The following is an 18133-nucleotide window of genomic DNA, read 5'->3' as shown; positions in this document are numbered from 1 at the left end:
ATTATATATTCTATTGAAATCACCCAGTTTTATTACATATTTTTGCTATTCATTAAATTAATAATCATATTATTTATTGATTATAATTATTTTTTTATAACTAATGGCTCCTTTTTTTGTACACCTCTACTATACTTTATATTTGGATAACCCAAAACTAATGTTGTCACTATATTTTTACCCTTTATGTTCAATTTTTTTCTTATTTTTCTTGAATTATTTGCAGCTATTGAAAATAAACCACTATATAGTACACCTAATCCATTGCTCTCTGCCATTAAAGCCATATTAGATGCTGCAAGAGATCCATCTATCTTATTTTTAGACACGATCAAAATTGCCAAAGGTGCTTTTTTAAAAAAGAAATTATCATCTATTTCTATTTTTCTTGCAGACTTACTAAATATCCTTATAAAAGGTAGTATTTTATTAAACATGCCCACTGCTATTTCTTCAACATTTTCCATTTCATTTCTAAGAATAACATATGATACATCCTGTGAATTTCTAGCAGATGGTGTCCATTTTCCTGCTTCGATTATTTTTTCTGTAATGTTATCATCTACCTTATCTTGCTTGAAATTTCTAATTGTTCTTCTAAACTTCAATGCATTTAAAAGTATCTCTGGGTCTATTTTTATATTATCTGGAATTTCCTCTATATCTTTTTCGTAACCACTGATACTTACAGCTTTTTTAGGACATATAGCCACACAGTGACCACATTTCATACAGTCGAGTGATAATATTTTAGCTTTATTATTTATTAGCGATATATTTGCTTCAGGACAATCATGTATGCACATCTTGCATCCTATACACTTATCTCCATCTATCCTTATAATATGTTCCATACTTATGCCTCAATTTTTCTCAATTCTTCCACTAACATATTTGCTACCTTCTTAGAAGACTGAACATTTTGTCCTGTGATAATCCTTCCGTCACTTATAGCATACTCCGTAAAAGCTCTTCTTTTTGTATAGCGTGCGCCTCTATTTAATAGTTCTCCTTCAGTTGAAAATGGAACTTTTCCTTTTGTGTTACCGAATAGCTCTTCTGTATCACTGAATCCTGTAACTTCCTTTTCTTTTATTAGTAAATTTCCACACTTATCTTTTAAATTTAAAAGCCCTACAACACCATGACATACTGATGTTATAAACCCTCCATTAAAATATATTCTCTCTGCTATTTTTTGTAAGTTTTTATCATTAGGAAAATCCCATACTGCCCCGTGACCTCCAGCGTAATATATTGCTATATAATCATCTGGATTTACTTCATCCGGTTTTTTTGTATTTGCTAATGCCCTATCTTGAAATTTTTTGTCTGCATACCATTTCCAATCCTTATCACTAGCATATTTAAAACTATACGGATCAATTGGAACATATCCTCCAGTAGGGCTCATAAAATCGACTTCATAACCTGCCTTTGTCATCACTTCAAAAAAATGAACTGACTCGCCAAGCCACAATCCAGTTGCTCTATTACTTTTTGCATATTTACAAACATTTGTTTCCACCACTAAAATTTTCTTCATAATTACACCTCCTAAAGTTAATAATTTGCTTAAAATGAATCTATTACCTGTCTAACTAAACAAATTTAACGAGAGTATTTTAAAATACTTTCGTTTTTTATAATTCCTTCAAAATGTATAAAAATCTTATTTCATTTCTATTATTTATACATTTTAATAACATACGAAAAAGAATATATTTTCTTATTTTTAAAAGTGCATCTACTTATATATATACCCATACACACAGCTAATAATACCTTTATTCGTATAAACTACGGATTTAAAGTGTTGTATATTATTATTAACTAATATATAATTATATAATACTATGTTTTCATACTGTATATGAATCTTATTTTACAAATTACTTTAATTTATATTTTTTTACTCATATATTAATAAATATTTTAAAATTAAAGTTATAAGCAATATTTTCTATTCTTATACCTTATAAAGAATTTTATATTTAAAATTATCTTTTTAAGCTAATTTAATTATAAAGTATCTATAATATCTTATTTTTTAAGTTTTTTATTTTACAGGAGGCTTTATATGAAAAAGCAAAAAAAATACATACTTATTCTTTATCTAACTTCATTATTAATATATCCCAGTATTTTTTTATCAAATAAATTTGACCCTAATGGCAAAATAGAAAATATTGTTATCATTTCTATGATTACTGCTATCATTTTTACATCTTCTGCTGTAAGGTTGTATACCTTGGAAAATAAAGATGAAATTCTTTATCGAAATTTTCATGTACATATTATATCTATATTATTACTGCCACTAGCAATATTTACATTTAATCTTTATTTTATTATTTTTTCTTTGACTCTTTTAATCATGTTCAATATAACTGTATATGCTAGTAGCTTACTTACTAAAAATAACACCCCTATAGATGAGCAGAGAATTCTTTTTAAAAAAGTTTTTTCCCTACCAATACCTTTACTTATGGTATTTAACTTAATCATCAGAGAAATACGTGTAGGAAAATCTGTTGAAAAAGTACAAACTATATATTTAATATTTTACTCTCTTTTAATAATACTATTTATTGTCCAATTAATTTTTTTATTGAAGAAAAATACAACCGACAATAATATTGAAAATAGAAATGGCAAAAAAGATAAAAAACATCTATAAAATTTATAAATAAAATAGGAAAAGACCCTTGTAAAAACAAGGGTCTTTTCTAGAGTTTAAAGTAAAATACTAGCTTAATAGTATCCTTTTACGAATTAATTTTGAGTGTCATTGCATTTATAGCAACTATCACTGTACTCAATGACATCAATACAGCTCCTACTGCTGGGCTAAGAATAATATTAAATGGTGCCAATACACCCGCTGCCAAAGGAACTGCCAGTATATTATATCCTGCACCCCACCATAGATTCTGTACAGTTTTTCTTGTAGTTTTCTTAGCCAATTCTAAGAAATGTAAAATATCGGATGGATTGCTTTTTACTAATATAACATCTGCTGAATCAATTGCTACGTCAGTACCTGCTCCTATCGCTAGACCTATATCAGCTCTAGCCAAGCTAGGTGCATCATTGACTCCATCTCCAACCATCATTACGACCAGACCCTGAGATTGTAATTTGCGTACAATCTTTTCTTTATCTTCAGGCCTTGCCTCAGCAAACATTTCTTTTATTCCCAACTTTTTAGCAACTTTTTCTGCTGTTTCTCTATTATCTCCTGTCAGCATAATCGGTCTAATTCCCTGCTTTAATAATCCTTCTATAGTTTTCTTAGATTCTGGCTTTATTTGGTCACCTTGACCAATAATTCCTATACTATCGCCATCTTTTAGTAAGTAGCTTACTGAATTTCCCTGACTTGCAAGTGATTTAAACCTTGCTTTGTCATAAACTATACCTTTTCTGTCAAGGTAAGATGCACTTACTAATTTAAAATTTGATTCGTTTATATTAGCTTCAAGGCCCGCACCCGCAATATTTGTGATATTATCTGCCTTGAATGATTTTAATTTTAATTCTTCAATTTTATTCAGTACTCCAACTGCCAAAGGATGACTCGATCCTTCTTCCAATGCTCCAATCAATCTTAAAACTTCTTCATTGCTATACTCTGGGCTCAAAGAACTAAACTCTGATACTGCAAAGTTTCCTTCAGTTAGAGTTCCTGTCTTATCCATAACTATAACATCAACTTTACGTGCTGTCTCAAGAGATTGTCTATTTTGAATAAGAAGTCCATTTTGAGCTGCAATTGAAGTAGAACGAGCTGTTACTAGAGGTATAGCTAGCCCCAAAGCATGTGGACAAGCTATTACAAGTACAGTTACCAAACGTTCTAGTGCAAATTCAGTACCACTTTGTAACATTATCCATGTAATAAATGCTATCGTTCCGACAACTATAGCAAAATAAAATAATAATCCAGCAACAACATCAGACATAGATTCTGCCTTTGACTTATCTTGTTGAGCTGTATTTACTAAATCCATTACTTGAGCCAAATAACCTGACTCACCAGTTCCTGTCACTTCAATTGTTAACGTTCCTGACCCATTAATTGATCCGCCTATTACTGTGTCACTGATATTTTTTTTGATATCCACTGATTCTCCAGTTAGCATTGACTCATTTACAAAGCTTAGCCCCGTCTTTACAATTCCATCTGTTGGAACTCTTTCTCCTGGTAAAACTTGTAAAACATCACCTTTTTGGATGTCTGATAGATCCATCTCAACTGTTGTTCCATCTTTTTGTACTAAAAGTGCTGAATTAGGCAATAGTTCAGCCAAACTCTTGAGCGCGCTCCCTGCATTTGTAACAGCGTTCATCTCTATCCAATGCCCAAGTAGCATAATTAATATAAGAGATGATAATTCCCAGAAGAAATCATGTATATATCCTGGTTTGTACAAAATATTATTAGATATAAATGCATATATACTATAAATATATGCAACAGATATACCTAGTGATACAAGAGTCATCATTGCTGGTTTTTTAGATTTTAACTCGTCTTTTGCCCCTTGTAAAAATGGACTTCCTCCATAGAAAAATAATACTGTAGCTAATACTATTACTAACCATTCAGATCCTGGAAAAGTATAAGTAAATGGAAGATGCTTGCCCATCATTGGTGAAAAAATTAGAATAGGTATTCCAAACACCAATGATACAAAAAACTTTTTACGAAACATTTGTGCATGTCCGCTATGATCATGCCCACCATGTTCATCATGACCACCACACGCATGACTTCCCTCATGTTTGTGCTGTTTCTGATGTCCGTGATTTTCATGACTTTGATGAGCTTCATGGTTCATATTAACCATTTCATCCTTGCTATGTTTTGTCTTTGTGTGATGATTCATGCCTTACTCCTTTCTATAAATATAAAATATATTGTAATACCAAATAGACTAAAAAATAAATCTAATTGCCTTGTCTTGCCTTATTCAAAGTCTTATTCAAAGTTTTCATTTTTTGTTTTAATTTTTAATTCTAAATTACTGCTCATTTAGATTTTTTCTAAAAATCATTACTATAAGTTCTAATAAATATATTAAAACACATGTGTTTCAAAATCACTAAGAAAAATATTAATTTTTTTCTGCAGTTTCTTAATACTCACCTAGCGTAAAAACCGGTCGTTGTTACTTGTATTTGTTTTATAAAGACGTCTTAAAAAAGGGTTTCTCATTTAGAATGATAAACAATTCATCATTTCCAAATGAAAATTGTTTGATTAGTGCAAATAAAAAGACCAAATATATAGATATTCTTTTTTTCAATGTTTTTGTCTACATCTGTAGTCTTATTTACAGTTTACACTTGTGGCCAAAGTTTGTCAAGCTTTATTTGAATATTTTGTTAATTTATTTTAATTCAATAAAAAAGAGTAAATACATGTTCCATGGAAACCATATTTACTCCTAACAATCAATTTTAAATTTAATATTTTTATAATAATAGCAGTTATTTTTTGTTTTTATGAAATTCCATACTTTCATAAATATTTTATAAAAGAAAATCTTTAATCATTTTCTTATTGTAAATTCAATTAAATTCAATCGGTATTTGATTAAATTTTATTCTATCGTATTACAATTTCCACAAAATGCACTTTCTCCTATATTTTTAAATCCCCATCTAGCCATATCTTCCAATATCGGCATTATTCCTTTACCTTTTTCTGTGAGCTTATACTCAACTCTTGGTGGAACTTCATTATACTGAATTCTCTCAATCATTTTATCCGCCTCTAGCTCTTTCAATGACTTGGCTAGCATAGTATTTGTGATGCTATTTAGCTTTCTTTTTATCCTACTATATCTATGACATTCACAGTCTGACAAAATACAAAGTATTGAACTTTTCCATTTACCACCTGCCACATCAAGAAAATATCTCACTGGACATATCAACTCTTCTTTTTCATTAATATTTAATTCTTCAATCATAACTAGGTCACTTCCTTAATATATAGTATCTTTTATAGTACTTAATCAATAAAAAATGCGTACTTGTATAAAACTTACATCTTTGATAATATCATAATAAAGGGTGGTCGACAACTCAATATATTTTTGGAGGTAGTGAAATGAAAGTAATCGAATTTTTAAAAAATGCAAGAGTGTTTTATTCAGCTACAGTAGACGGGGATCAGCCACATGTTAGACCCCTAGGTTTTGTTATGGAATATAATGGAGAACTGGCATTTTATTCTGATAAGAGAAAAAATATTTACAAGCAACTTCAAGTAAATCCAAAGATGGAAATTTGTGCAATTGATGAAAAAATGAACACACTAAGAATAGAATGTTCTGCCAAATTTATTACAACAGAAGACTCTCAAAAAGCAGCAATAGAATCTTTCCCAATGCTTTCTAAGATGGGATACTCTGTTGGCGATGGTGTATTTGAAATTTATACTATTGAAAATGCTAAACTGTCATATACAGCGCTGACAGGTCAGAAATTGGATGGAATTGAATTATAATTTTTAATATTATATATTAATTTATATTTATGATAAATCGTTCATTATATTTTGAGGATTTATCTGCATTGTTTATAAATGAATTTCTATAATTTCAAATTATAAAAGAGCTGGTTTTTACCAGCTCTTTTTGTTTTTCTTATTCTATAAATTACTCAGCTCCTACATATTCTTTTACAACTTTTGGTATGTCATTTCCTTGAGAAAGAACGATCGGATACTTGTATTTCGCTGCATAAGGAGCACCAACTATAGCATCTGGAAATACTTCACCACTAGCTAATACTGCATGAGTTGGATTTTTATAGACATTTGAAGCCACCTTTACAGATGTTTCATATCTATCCTTACCTGAAATCCTCTCGACATTTTTATTTTTCTTTAATTCATTTTCTATTGAACTTGAAACTGAATTTGGACCTCCACCTATTATCACATCTGAAACACTCCATTTTTCAAATGCTTTTTTTGTGCTATTATTTAGATTATTTGGCTCTGTTAAAAGAATTGGAGTACTTTCTTCGACACCTTTGCTAGTCATCGCTATTGCATCAGGAAAATTAGTACCATCAACTAATATTACTCTATTTCTTTTATTTGTCAAATTCCCTAATTTTTCTCCAAGTAAAACTGCTGTTTCATATCTATTTGATCCACCAACTCTTTCTAAATTATAATCTGATAATATTTTTTCTACATTCTTAGATATTGTTTCTTTTTCACCAACTATGATTATATTTTTACCTCCTAGTCTTTTTATTTCCTCTAATGTTTTTCTAGGCACTTCATCTTTTCTAATAAGAAGAATTGGAACATCCAACTTATTAGCCAATACTGTAGCTGTTAGCTCATCTGTATACTTTTCACCACTAGAAAGTATCACTGTATCCCTGTTATTATATTTCTTACTTACTTCAATAGACGTTTCATATCTATCTTTTCCAGATAATCTGTCTAGCTTAAAATCATATAGTTGATTTTCTATATTTTTTGTTAAAGTAAGAGGACCTCCAACTAATGTTATTTTATTAATGTTGGAGCCTCCACCACCTCCATTGCCACCACCATTATCATCTTTTTTACCCCAAACTGCATATAAGGTAATATTATCATTGTCAAAATCAATATCTTTATCAAAATCATATAATGAATCGGGGCTAGTTGCATCTTTATCTTTAGACCAGCCTTTTAGCTCAAATCCAGATTTTACTGCCTTTAAATCATCAGCATTTTTAACTATTTTTGTTTTTGTATTATTACTTCCTATACTATAATAATTTTCTATTATTCCATTTTCATTTTTATCATAGTATTTAAATCCATTATACTCCTGCATATCATCCAATTTAAATTCACCACTATTAGCATTATACTTTATCCAAGACATTTCTATTGACCCATCATCTTTGTACCTTGCAAAATTTCTCTGATCTCTTCCTTCAGGTACAACTGTATCTCCATACTGATTATCTGCCAACCCCTCTGGCTTTATCGCAATTGTTTTTACTATTTCATCATTCATACCAGCTATAACATTGGAATGATTTGATGTCAACATAATGTTTTTCTTTCCAAGTATATCTTCTACCGTATATTCTGGATTTATACCTTTATCTAAATTAATAATATTTTCTTTTCCATATTGTGAATTTGCACTATTAGATATATCTTTATAAGTACTTGATTTATCTTCTTCCCCCTTTGAGTTAAAGACTTTGTTGCCTATAAAAATACTATCATTTCTTGAAACTGTTGCATTTGCAAATATACCTGCCCCACTTAAGGAAACCGCTCCACCTTTTTGATCGAACTTGGACTGTTCATTTCCTGCCTGATTTCCAACAAAGGTACAAGATAATAATTGATTGGTCATTTTACTTGATCCACCATTTTTAAAGTACTGTATCGCTCCACCACTAACATTTGCACCGTCTAAGCCATACGCTTTATTCCCGTAAAACGTTGTATTTACTATTTTAGTTTCAAGACCTGGATTTCCTGTACCTTGAATCATCATAGCTCCTCCATCGTCATAAGCTACATTGCTATCAAACGTTGAATTTGAAACTTTGAAGTTTGCTCCATCTCGTCCATCAAAAATATAAATAGCTCCTCCATCATAAGTATTCTTTACATCTCCATTTTTACCACTAGTTTCATTTTCTTTAAAATATGATTCATTTATTTCTATGTTACCTTTTAAGTAATTCATAGACATTGCTCCACCGCCACCGCCAGTAACACCTGTATTTACTGTATCATTTATATTTTTTTCAAAAACAGTGTTATTTATAGATAAATTAGATTTATAAAACTTCGAAGAAATTGCTCCAGTTTCATATCCTCCACCATAACCCCTATTATTCTTAATTGTCGAGTTATTTATTTCTAAATTGGCATCTGATCCCAGAAAAATAGCTGGAGCTGTATTATTTGCCTCATTGTCATGTATATTCACCTTTGACAATATCACTTTTGAACTCTCTCCTGAAGATATACTCATTGCCCCTTTATTGGACTCTGATAACTCTATATTTTCTAGATTTAGTGTTCCAGCATTTTGCCTAGCTTGTAAGGGTGTTTCCTTAATTTCTTCCCCCTTAAATTTTAAATTTTTTATTTCAAGCTGACTATTATTATTACCTTGAACTCTTAAAAAACCTTTTGTATTTGTAATTCCATTTCCATCAATTGTAATATTTACATTTGGCATATCTATCACTAGGTCAGAAAAATCAAAATCATTTGACAAAAGTAATGTATCTCCTTCACTTGCAGACTGTATTTTTTGCTTAAGTTCAACTCCATTGTGAACTTCAATTACCTCTTCAGCTAATGTGTTATTCATTAAAAAACCCGCAAATACAAATGAAAGAAAAACAATACCTTTTTTTCTATTATTTTTTCTTGAATCCCTTAGTATTTTCTTTTTCATAAAAACCTCCTTTTCAAAATACATTTATTAATTTAAAATAGCTTAATAGTTTTATAGTGTTATTCTATAGTATTTATAAAAGAAATTCAAGGTTTTATTATTTGATACTCAAAATATATTTATATTTAATTTCCGTATATGCTCTTTTGCTTATAATAACTTTGTTAAAATGAATGTTTTTATTTTTTAAATAGTTTTTTCGAAAAATATTCTAATTTGATTATTTTTTCTTTATAGCACAAAACTAATAAGCAAATTAGAATATCACTTTATTTAATTTTTTGTCATTATAATATTATTTTTTCTTATTATCTTATTAAAGTACAGTATTCTCTAGCAGTATTTTATCGATAAAATATTAATTAATTCCTGATAATATTTTTTATAAATAATAAAGAAGGATGTGAGTACTCACATCCTTCTTTTAGATATATTATTTTAATTATAGTGATATATCATAATTCTATGCAATATGATATTTGTATCTTTACTTTAAAACTAACCTACTATTTTCAATCCAATAACTGATACTATAATCAAACAGATAAATAATATTCTGGCTTTATTCTTTGGTTCATCAAACAATACAATACCAAGTATTGCACCACCAGATGCACCTATTCCAGTCCATACAGAATACGCTACACTTGTAGGCAAGTATTTCATTGCTATATAAAGAAATGAAAAACTAAAAGTAAATGAAATCACTAATAGCATAAAGTTTTTTATACTCCTATGCTGATTGAAGTTTGATATTGTCAATACACCAATCATTTCAAATATCCCAGCCAATATTAATACAAACCAAATCATATTATTCCTCCATTTCCTTTGACGTAACTTTCAGACCGATTACAGAAACTAGTAATAGGGCTATGAAAAATATCTTCTGAAGTGAAAATGACTCTCCAAAAAATAAAACACTCACCAAAGTAGTTCCTATACAACCTATACCTACAAACAAAGCATACGCCGTTCCAGTAGGTATTTTCTTACTGGCAACAATTAGACCCCAGAAACTGATAATAATACATATAAGTGTTATTAATAAACTAAACAGTCCGCTGATTTTTCCAAGCATTATTGCCCATGCAACTTCAAAAAGTGAAGCTACGAATAAAATAATCCAACTCTTTTTGATTTCGTCCATTCGAATTCAACCCCTTTTTAATAATTATGAATAGTCAAATACAATAAAATATAGCTAGCCCTTAACATACGGTCCACTTATTTATAAGTAGGCCAGCATTATGTTTTGAGCTAGCAAAAAGTGTCTGAAATAGACTATAATATTTTTTCACTTGAAACCTATTATAGCACACATATGTAGTTTTTTAAATCATTTTTCTCTATATTTCATATGTTTTTTAACTCTTTTATCATTTTCCCCTATTTTTCATAAGCTTTATGAAATCAAATAATTTTGTTTTCACTTTAATTTGATGAATTTTTAATGAGTTAATATTATAATTATACTTTTAAAAAATACAAAAGTAGTTTTGATTTTTTTGCTAAATTTACTCTATAAACTACAAGAAATATTAATACCGCTAATATTGATCTATGTAGTAGCAAGCAATAGCTTTCTTTTTAATAATTTCTTTATTTTTTAATAATTTGCTAACTATTTTCTTGACTGAGTACTTACAACACGGTTTATAATAGACATATAGGCAATAGGAGGTGAAATCTATGAAAGAACTTACATCTGGTGAACTTGCTAAATTATTTAATATATCAAAGTCTAAAATAAGACACTATATTGATAAGGGTATATTAACTCCGAAAAGAAACCAAGAAAATAAATATTATTTTTTTAATGAATCTGATATTTACCGATTATATCAAATACAAGCTTTAAGAAAAATCGGATTTTCTATCAAAGAAATACAGGATAGTTTGCTCTTAGATAATACAGAATCTCTGTTTACAGATGCAGAAATTAAGATCAAAATAGAAATAGACAAATTATTGGCTACTCAAAAAATGGTCAGTAAAATTGTTGACTCACAAAAAAAATATAAACTTAATGAAATAATTTTTCTTGAAAGAAGAGAACGATACTATAAAAAAGTAAAAAAAGAACTTTTAGAAGGCAACTCAATTGACTATTCTAAGGCAATAAAAGAGGATTTTTTGCAGATAGATGAAAACTATTTTATTCTATCAGAAAAACAATCTGCCATCATATGTTTAAAAAGTACTAAAGAAGATTGTGATTATATACTTCCTGCAGGCAAATATATATGTAAGAGTTTTGTGATAAGGAATGAATTGGATATAAAAAATGAAGTTGAAAACTTCTTGAATTATTTAAAAAATGAGAAAAAATATTATTCTATTAATCCACTTCTTCTATATGAGAATATTTATTGTTCACTGGCATACAATGATAAAATGGTATATACAATTGAGGTAAAACTATGAATATTAATGTAAAAAATATAAATGATTGTACTGTAAGCAATAAAGTTGAACAAGTTTCAAATTTAGTTTATGAAGGATTCAAATATAAATTTACATCAAAATTATTTTCAGATAAGGAAGTCTTTGGTGTTATTACTTCCCTTTGCGAATATATAATTTTAAAAAAACCAGAAAAGTTATATATTGCAGAATCTAGTGGAACTATTTGTGCTTGTTTATTTTTAACAACTAATGGAGAAAAATATACCGACTTATATTCTTCACTGAAAAAATCTTTATCTCTTTCACAATGTTTTAGACTATTATTTCTACTAGGATTGCTTTCTCATAATCCCAAAAACGAAGAAAGTTATATTGATTTTGTAACTGTTTCATCCGAATTTAGAAACATGGGAATTGGAAAAGCATTAATACTACATTGTAAAGATCTTTTCCCCGAAAAAACTCTCACTTTATATGTAGCAGAACATAATCAAAAAGCTTATGAACTGTATGATAGACTGGGTTTTGTAACGATGAAAAAACAATCTAGTATTATAATGAACTCAGTGATTGGTCTGAAAAAATGGGCCTTTATGGAATTAAAAAACAATTAATAAGTGGGCTGTGTATACACAGCCCACTTATTTTTATATTATTCCCACTCAATTGTTCCCGGTGGTTTGCTTGTGATGTCATAAACTACTCTGTTTACTCCCTCACACTCATTTATTATTCTATTTGATATTCTTTCCAATACTTCATAAGGGATCTTATACCAATCAGAAGTCATACCATCACTTGAAGCAACAGCTCTTAGACCTACTAGATGTGCATAAGTTCTTTCATCTCCCATTACACCAACAGTCTTAACGTCTGGTAGTGTAGCAAATGCCTGCCAAATTTCTTTGTATAGACCAGCATTTCTTAGTTCATCCATATATACTGCATCTGCTTCTCTAAGGATATCACACTTTTCCTTAGTTACTTCGCCGATTACTCTTATTCCAAGACCTGGTCCTGGGAATGGATGTCTAAATATTAGATTTTCTTCTATTCCTAATTCTAGACCTATATTTCTAACCTCGTCCTTGAATAGTTCTCTTAATGGTTCTATTATTTCCTGGAAGTCAACATCCTCTGGTAGCCCACCAACATTATGATGAGATTTGATAGTAGCTGAATCTCCTAGACCACTTTCTACTACGTCAGGGTATATTGTTCCCTGTACCAAGAATTCCATTCTGCCTAATTTATGAGATTCTTCTTCAAATACTCTGATGAATTCTTCCCCAATAATTTTTCTCTTAGCTTCAGGATCTCTTACTCCCTTTAACTTTCCTAAGAATCTATCTTCTGCATCTACCTTAATAAGATTCATGCTGAACTTTTCTCTAAATATCTTTTCTACATCTCTTCCTTCATTCTTTCTTAGAAGACCGTGATCAACAAATATACAAGTAAGATTGTCACCTATTGCTCTGTGCATTAATACTGCAGCAACAGATGAATCTACACCACCACTAAGTGCGCATAGAGCCTTCTTATCTCCTACTTTTGCCTTTATTTCTGCTATTTTATCATCTATGAAAGAGCTTGTAGTCCAATCTCCACTTACTTCACATATTTTATATAGGAAGTTTCTTAGAATCTTATCTCCATCTAAGCTATGTTCAACTTCTGGATGGAACTGAACTCCGTATAGCTTCTTTTCCACATTCTGCATTGCTGCAACTGGACAATTAGATGTTGTAGCTGTTACTTCAAAACCTGCTGGAGCTTCTGATATATAATCTGTATGACTCATCCATACCTGATTTGTAGTTACTCCTTCAAATATTGGAGATTCTTTATATTCTATCTTTGTCTTTCCGTATTCTCTAGTTTGATTATCTCCCTTTTGAACTTTCCCGCCCAATAGGTGAGCCATTAACTGATCACCATAGCATATACCTAGTATTGGTACTCCTATTTCGAATATTTCCTTAGACATTTTTGGAGATTCTTCTAAATATGCGCTATTAGGACCTCCAGTAAAGATTATCCCCTTTGGATTTTTAGCTTTTATTTTTTCTATTTCCGTTGTATACGGAAGAATTTCACAGTAAACATTGTTTTCTCTTACTCTTCTTGCTATTAACTGATTGTACTGACCACCGAAATCGATGACTAGAACTACCTCATGCTTCATATTTTGCTCCTTTCAATATATATATATTTAATGATTGCGTTTTTTACATACCAATTATTATACCATATTTTTGATATCTATTGGCGAAAATATGCAAAAAAGCCACCGTATATACGGCAGCTTTTCGGGTTGTTTTGTTATTTTTTTTAAAAATACATCTATTTTCAGTAAATTTAGTTTGCTGACACTTTTATTACATCATCCCTGGCATTCCTGCTGGCATCCCTGGAATATCGTCATCTGATGATATTTCTGCCACAGCTGCTTCAGTTGTTAAGAATACACTTGCTATTGAAGCTGCATTTTGAAGAGCGCTCCTACTTACCTTTGTTGGGTCTACTATTCCAACATCTATCATATTTACATATTTTTCATTTGCTGCATCAAATCCAATCTGAGTATCTGAATTCATAACATTTTGTATTATGACAGATCCTTCAAGCCCAGCATTTTTAGCAATTTGTCTTAAAGGTTCTTCTAGTGCTTTTCTTATTATCTTAGCTCCTAGCTGTTCTTCACCTTCCAACGAATCTATTACTGAATCTACTGCTGGAATAACATTTACAAATGCAGTTCCTCCACCAGCTACTATACCTTCTTGAACAGCTGCCTTTGTAGCGTTAAGAGCATCTTCTATTCTTAGCTTTCTTTCCTTCATTTCTATTTCTGTTGCAGCGCCTACCTTTACAACTGCAACTCCACCTGACAATTTTGCAAGTCTTTCTGATAATTTTTCCTTATCGAAATCAGATGTTGTTTCTTCTATCTGGCGCTTAATTTGATTTATTCTATTTTCTATTTCTACTTTTTCACCTGCTCCACCTACTATTGTAGTAGATTCTTTGCTTACCTTTACAGTTTGGGCTCTACCTAGCATAGATAGATCAACATCTTTTAGATCAAAACCTAGCTCACTTGATACGAATCTTCCACCTGTAAGAGTTGCTATATCTTCAAGCATTGCTTTTCTTCTATCACCAAATCCTGGAGCCTTTACTGCTACCACATCAAATGTACCTCTTAGCTTATTGACTACTAAAGTAGATAATGCTTCACCTTCTAGGTCATCTGCTATTATTAATAGCTTTTCTCCGCTTTGAACTAACTGTTCTAGCAATGGAAGCAATTCCTGAATATTACTTATTTTCTTATCTGTTATAAGTATATATGGATTTTCTAAAGCTGACTCCATTTTTTCTACATCTGTTACCATGTACGCTGATAGGAATCCTCTATCAAACTGCATTCCTTCTACCGCGTCTAATTCAGTTACCATAGACTTTGATTCTTCTATTGTTATTACTCCATCTTTTCCAACGATTTCCATCGCTTCAGCTATTAGCTTACCTACTTCTTCATCTCCAGCTGATATAGCTCCTACTTGAGCAATTTCTTCTTTTGTATTTATATTTTTAGATATTTTTTTTAATTCTTCTACTGCTGCTTCTACTGCTTGATTAATTCCCTTTCTCAAAGGCATTGGATTAGATCCTGCTGTAACATTTTTCAAGCCTTCTCTTATTATAGCTTGAGCCAAAACAGTAGCTGTAGTAGTACCGTCACCTGCTACATCATTTGTATTAGTTGCTACCTCTTTTACAAGTTGAGCCCCCATGTTTTCAAACTTATCTTCTAATTCTATTTCTTTTGCTATAGTTACACCATCATTTGTTATTAAAGGTGCACCAAATTTTTTATCCAAAATAACATTTCTACCCTTTGGTCCCAATGTTACCTTTACTGTATCTGCTAGTTTATTTACACCTGCTTCTAAAGAAGCTCTTGCATCTTTTGAAAATTTTAGTTCCTTTGCCATAGTTGTCACTCCTTTAATTCTTATAATTTATTTACGATAATCTACTTATTTAATTTCTTTATTAATTACAGTTAGTATAGATATTTACAAGCTAACACTCTAGATTTTGTAAATAGATAGATATAAGCTTGTACACTATATCTATTGAAATTTTATATATCTTTGCATTGCAGAAGTATCAAACACTAATTATAGTTAGGTTTATCTAAATATAGACATTATTAGTCTTCTAACACACCTACTACTTCATCTTGTTTGATTACTATAAATTCCTGATCTTCAATTTTTACCTCTGTTCCAGCATATTTACTATATATTACTTTATCTCCAACTTTTATTTCCATTGTTATTTCTTTTCCATCAATTACACCAGAACCCACAGCCACTACCTCTGCAAATTGAGGTTGCTCTTTAGCTGCTCCTGTTAATATAATTCCACTGGCAGTTTTTTCTTCTGCCTCTGCTTTTTTTAATACTATTCTGTCTCCTAAAGGTCTTATCTTCATAATCTATCCCTCCATTTTTTATTTATCTGTTCAAATTTACAATTGTAAATTTTTTTGATTTTACTAAATTAATTTAACTTTTACGTAAAAGCTATATAGAGTTAAAGAGATACACTGCTGTTGTTTTAGCACTCTATCTCTTTAACTGCTAACAGTATAATTCCAAAAGCTTAACTAAAGCTTAATTTTTCTATTTTCTGACTACTTTTTTCGAATTTTATAAAAGAGGTGAAAACAGCCTTGATATAGACTCTGCCAGCCTCACGACAATATTTCTAGTTCTAAAGTTCTCTCTCAAAAGCTCATTTGAATGTTCCTGATCTATATAAAATTGCTCTGTAATTTCTTCAACTACATCCCTGTCATATATAAATGCATTCACTTCGAAATTCAACATAAAACTTCTTAAATCCATATTGGCAGATCCGATGGAGGCTATTTCATCATCTACTATTATTACTTTCGAATGTATAAACCCATTTTGATACAAAAATACTCTTCCACCTGCATCTAGTATTTCATCAAAGTATGAATATGAAGCTATATTCACTATAAAGTGATCAATTTTTTTGGGAAATACTATCCTTACATCTACCCCGCTCAAAGATGCTGTTTTAATTGCTTTGAGAATACTTTCATCTGGTATAAAGTAAGGAGTCTCTATATAAACTCTTTTTTGTGCTTGGCTAATTGCAGAGAAAAATGCATAATGAATATCTTCCCACTTACTATCTGGACCAGTACCCACTACTTGAAGTGCTACATCTCCTAAATGATCCATTTTTGGCATAAATCTTTTCTCTGTCATTATTTCATCTGTCGTAAGATACCAGTCTATAAGAAATATAATCTGAAGCATATGAGTTCCAGCACCTTTAATTCTTATGTGTGAATCTCTCCAATATCCAAATTTTTTGTCCTCTCCCATATACTCATCTCCTATATTAAGGCCACCAGTATATCCTATTTTTCCATCTATTACAGCTATTTTTCTATGATTTCTATAGTTTAATTGACCACCTAATAAAGGTAATTTTGTAGGGAAGAATGCAGCACATTTTACTCCTGCATTTTTTAGTTCCTTTAGAAATGATCTGTGTATCTTAAATTTCCAACAAGCCAAATCATCATAAAGTATTCTTATTTCTACACCTTCTTGTGCCTTCCTTATCAATACTTCTTGAATTCTTCTTGCTATTTTACTATCTTTTATAATAAAATATTCCAGATGTATATGATCTTTCGCTTCTTCCATATCCTCTATCATTCTAGAAAATTTTTCTATACCATCTTTATATACTTCTACCTCATTATTTGTAGAGTATGGAAATTTACCAATCTTTAAAAGAAGGCTAACGACTCTTTCTCTCATCGGAGTTGCCTTATCCGCTAGTAATTCTCCGCTTTCCAACATTTCTTGCTGATTCCTTACTATCCTTTTCAAAGCTTCTAAGTTGTCGAATAACATTTTTTCATTAAGTTTTTTAGTTTTTTCTTTTGCCTTAAATATTTTATGTTTTCTAATATTTCTACCTGAAAGAATATATATAATTATTCCTACACCTGGAAGTAGAATAAACATCATCATCCAAGATAGAGTCTTGGATGGGTCCCTGTTTTCTAAAAGTATACTCATACTTATTATTATTCCTACTAGATATGATAATACTGTGACCACTACACCTAGACGTAACACAATTTCCTGAGACATTTTATTTCCCCACTTTTCCACATTAATAAATCGAATAAATTCATAATA

At 30.3% G+C, this 18133-nt stretch carries 15 protein-coding genes; 4 read left to right on the top strand and 11 right to left on the bottom strand.

Going from position 1 to position 18133, the window contains the following annotated elements:
* Positions 1–86 precede the first annotated feature (86 nt).
* Positions 87–854, bottom strand: coding sequence for a nitroreductase family protein (locus tag RR561_RS00320; protein ID WP_332505424.1), 768 nt, complete (start codon positions 852–854; stop codon positions 87–89).
* 2 nt (positions 855–856) lie between these two features.
* Complete coding sequence (locus RR561_RS00315; RefSeq protein WP_332505423.1) at positions 857–1546, bottom strand: type 1 glutamine amidotransferase domain-containing protein; 690 nt, start codon at positions 1544–1546, stop codon at positions 857–859.
* A 534-nt stretch (positions 1547–2080) separates the two neighbouring features.
* Between RR561_RS00315 and RR561_RS00310 the strand changes: the two genes are divergently transcribed.
* Positions 2081–2680 carry a hypothetical protein gene (locus RR561_RS00310; protein WP_332505421.1) on the top strand — a complete coding sequence of 200 codons (600 nt, stop codon included), beginning with the start codon at positions 2081–2083 and terminating at the stop codon, positions 2678–2680.
* 88 nt (positions 2681–2768) lie between these two features.
* Here the strand turns inward: RR561_RS00310 and RR561_RS00305 are convergent, their stop codons facing one another.
* Both RR561_RS00305 and RR561_RS00300 read right to left on the bottom strand, forming a co-directional pair.
* Positions 2769–4892: a copper-translocating P-type ATPase gene (locus RR561_RS00305; protein WP_332505420.1), complete on the bottom strand. Its 2124-nt coding sequence runs from the start codon at positions 4890–4892 to the stop codon at positions 2769–2771.
* 717 nt (positions 4893–5609) lie between these two features.
* Complete coding sequence (locus tag RR561_RS00300) at positions 5610–5981, bottom strand: winged helix-turn-helix transcriptional regulator (protein WP_332505418.1); 372 nt, start codon at positions 5979–5981, stop codon at positions 5610–5612.
* 140 nt (positions 5982–6121) lie between these two features.
* Here RR561_RS00300 and RR561_RS00295 point away from each other — a divergent pair, with 140 nt between their 5' ends.
* Positions 6122–6520: a pyridoxamine 5'-phosphate oxidase family protein gene (locus tag RR561_RS00295; RefSeq protein WP_332505416.1), complete on the top strand. Its 399-nt coding sequence runs from the start codon at positions 6122–6124 to the stop codon at positions 6518–6520.
* A 151-nt stretch (positions 6521–6671) separates the two neighbouring features.
* On the opposite strand, the gene RR561_RS00290 is transcribed toward RR561_RS00295, so the two are convergent.
* From RR561_RS00290 to RR561_RS00280, 3 genes are all read right to left on the bottom strand, one after another.
* Positions 6672–9455 carry a cell wall-binding repeat-containing protein gene (locus RR561_RS00290; RefSeq protein ID WP_332505414.1) on the bottom strand — a complete coding sequence of 928 codons (2784 nt, stop codon included), beginning with the start codon at positions 9453–9455 and terminating at the stop codon, positions 6672–6674.
* A 498-nt stretch (positions 9456–9953) separates the two neighbouring features.
* Entirely contained in the window at positions 9954–10268 is a 315-nt protein-coding gene (locus tag RR561_RS00285) for a DMT family transporter (protein ID WP_332505413.1), read from the bottom strand.
* Position 10269: 1 nt separating this feature from the next.
* Positions 10270–10605 carry a DMT family transporter gene (locus RR561_RS00280; protein ID WP_332505411.1) on the bottom strand — a complete coding sequence of 112 codons (336 nt, stop codon included), beginning with the start codon at positions 10603–10605 and terminating at the stop codon, positions 10270–10272.
* 542 nt (positions 10606–11147) lie between these two features.
* On the opposite strand from RR561_RS00280, the gene RR561_RS00275 reads away from it, so the two are divergent.
* On the top strand, positions 11148–11882 hold the full coding sequence (locus RR561_RS00275) for a MerR family transcriptional regulator (RefSeq protein ID WP_332505409.1): 735 nt from the start codon (positions 11148–11150) through the stop codon (positions 11880–11882).
* A complete protein-coding gene (locus RR561_RS00270; protein WP_332505408.1) occupies positions 11879–12478 on the top strand; it encodes an N-acetyltransferase in 600 nt (199 codons plus the stop codon). Before RR561_RS00275 ends, RR561_RS00270 begins: the two co-directional genes overlap by 4 nt.
* A gap of 38 nt (positions 12479–12516) precedes the next feature.
* On the opposite strand, the gene guaA is transcribed toward RR561_RS00270, so the two are convergent.
* From guaA to cls, 4 genes are all read right to left on the bottom strand, one after another.
* Positions 12517–14052 (bottom strand): glutamine-hydrolyzing GMP synthase, encoded by a 1536-nt coding sequence (gene guaA / locus RR561_RS00265; protein ID WP_332505405.1) that lies wholly within the window; start codon positions 14050–14052, stop codon positions 12517–12519.
* Between the two features lie 193 nt (positions 14053–14245).
* Complete coding sequence (gene groL, locus RR561_RS00260; protein ID WP_332505403.1) at positions 14246–15868, bottom strand: chaperonin GroEL; 1623 nt, start codon at positions 15866–15868, stop codon at positions 14246–14248.
* Between the two features lie 221 nt (positions 15869–16089).
* The gene (locus RR561_RS00255) at positions 16090–16374 is read right to left on the bottom strand and encodes a co-chaperone GroES (RefSeq protein WP_332505401.1); all 285 of its coding nucleotides are present in this window, start codon (positions 16372–16374) and stop codon (positions 16090–16092) included.
* Between the two features lie 217 nt (positions 16375–16591).
* Positions 16592–18085, bottom strand: a complete 1494-nt coding sequence (cls, locus tag RR561_RS00250) for a cardiolipin synthase (protein WP_332505399.1) — start codon at positions 18083–18085, stop codon at positions 16592–16594.
* Between the last annotated feature and the right edge of the window lie 48 nt (positions 18086–18133).

The organism is Peptostreptococcus sp. (assembly GCF_036639115.1).
Classification (GTDB): Bacteria; Bacillota; Clostridia; order Peptostreptococcales; family Peptostreptococcaceae; genus Peptostreptococcus.
This window is presented reverse-complemented; position numbering and strand designations above follow the sequence as displayed.

Excerpts from the sequence above, each read along its gene's own strand:
- guaA (WP_332505405.1), bottom strand. The coding sequence starts at position 14,052 with ATGAAGCATGAGGTAGTTCTAGTCATCGATTTCGGTGGTCAGTACAAT.
- RR561_RS00315 (WP_332505423.1), bottom strand. The coding sequence starts at position 1,546 with ATGAAGAAAATTTTAGTGGTGGAAACAAATGTTTGTAAATATGCAAAA.
- RR561_RS00305 (WP_332505420.1), bottom strand. The coding sequence starts at position 4,892 with ATGAATCATCACACAAAGACAAAACATAGCAAGGATGAAATGGTTAAT.
- RR561_RS00270 (WP_332505408.1), top strand. The coding sequence starts at position 11,879 with ATGAATATTAATGTAAAAAATATAAATGATTGTACTGTAAGCAATAAA.
- RR561_RS00310 (WP_332505421.1), top strand. The coding sequence starts at position 2,081 with ATGAAAAAGCAAAAAAAATACATACTTATTCTTTATCTAACTTCATTA.
- RR561_RS00275 (WP_332505409.1), top strand. The coding sequence starts at position 11,148 with ATGAAAGAACTTACATCTGGTGAACTTGCTAAATTATTTAATATATCA.
- RR561_RS00300 (WP_332505418.1), bottom strand. The coding sequence starts at position 5,981 with ATGATTGAAGAATTAAATATTAATGAAAAAGAAGAGTTGATATGTCCA.
- RR561_RS00295 (WP_332505416.1), top strand. The coding sequence starts at position 6,122 with ATGAAAGTAATCGAATTTTTAAAAAATGCAAGAGTGTTTTATTCAGCT.
- cls (WP_332505399.1), bottom strand. The coding sequence starts at position 18,085 with ATGTCTCAGGAAATTGTGTTACGTCTAGGTGTAGTGGTCACAGTATTA.
- RR561_RS00290 (WP_332505414.1), bottom strand. The coding sequence starts at position 9,455 with ATGAAAAAGAAAATACTAAGGGATTCAAGAAAAAATAATAGAAAAAAA.
- groL (WP_332505403.1), bottom strand. The coding sequence starts at position 15,868 with ATGGCAAAGGAACTAAAATTTTCAAAAGATGCAAGAGCTTCTTTAGAA.
- RR561_RS00285 (WP_332505413.1), bottom strand. The coding sequence starts at position 10,268 with ATGATTTGGTTTGTATTAATATTGGCTGGGATATTTGAAATGATTGGT.
- RR561_RS00255 (WP_332505401.1), bottom strand. The coding sequence starts at position 16,374 with ATGAAGATAAGACCTTTAGGAGACAGAATAGTATTAAAAAAAGCAGAG.
- RR561_RS00320 (WP_332505424.1), bottom strand. The coding sequence starts at position 854 with ATGGAACATATTATAAGGATAGATGGAGATAAGTGTATAGGATGCAAG.
- RR561_RS00280 (WP_332505411.1), bottom strand. The coding sequence starts at position 10,605 with ATGGACGAAATCAAAAAGAGTTGGATTATTTTATTCGTAGCTTCACTT.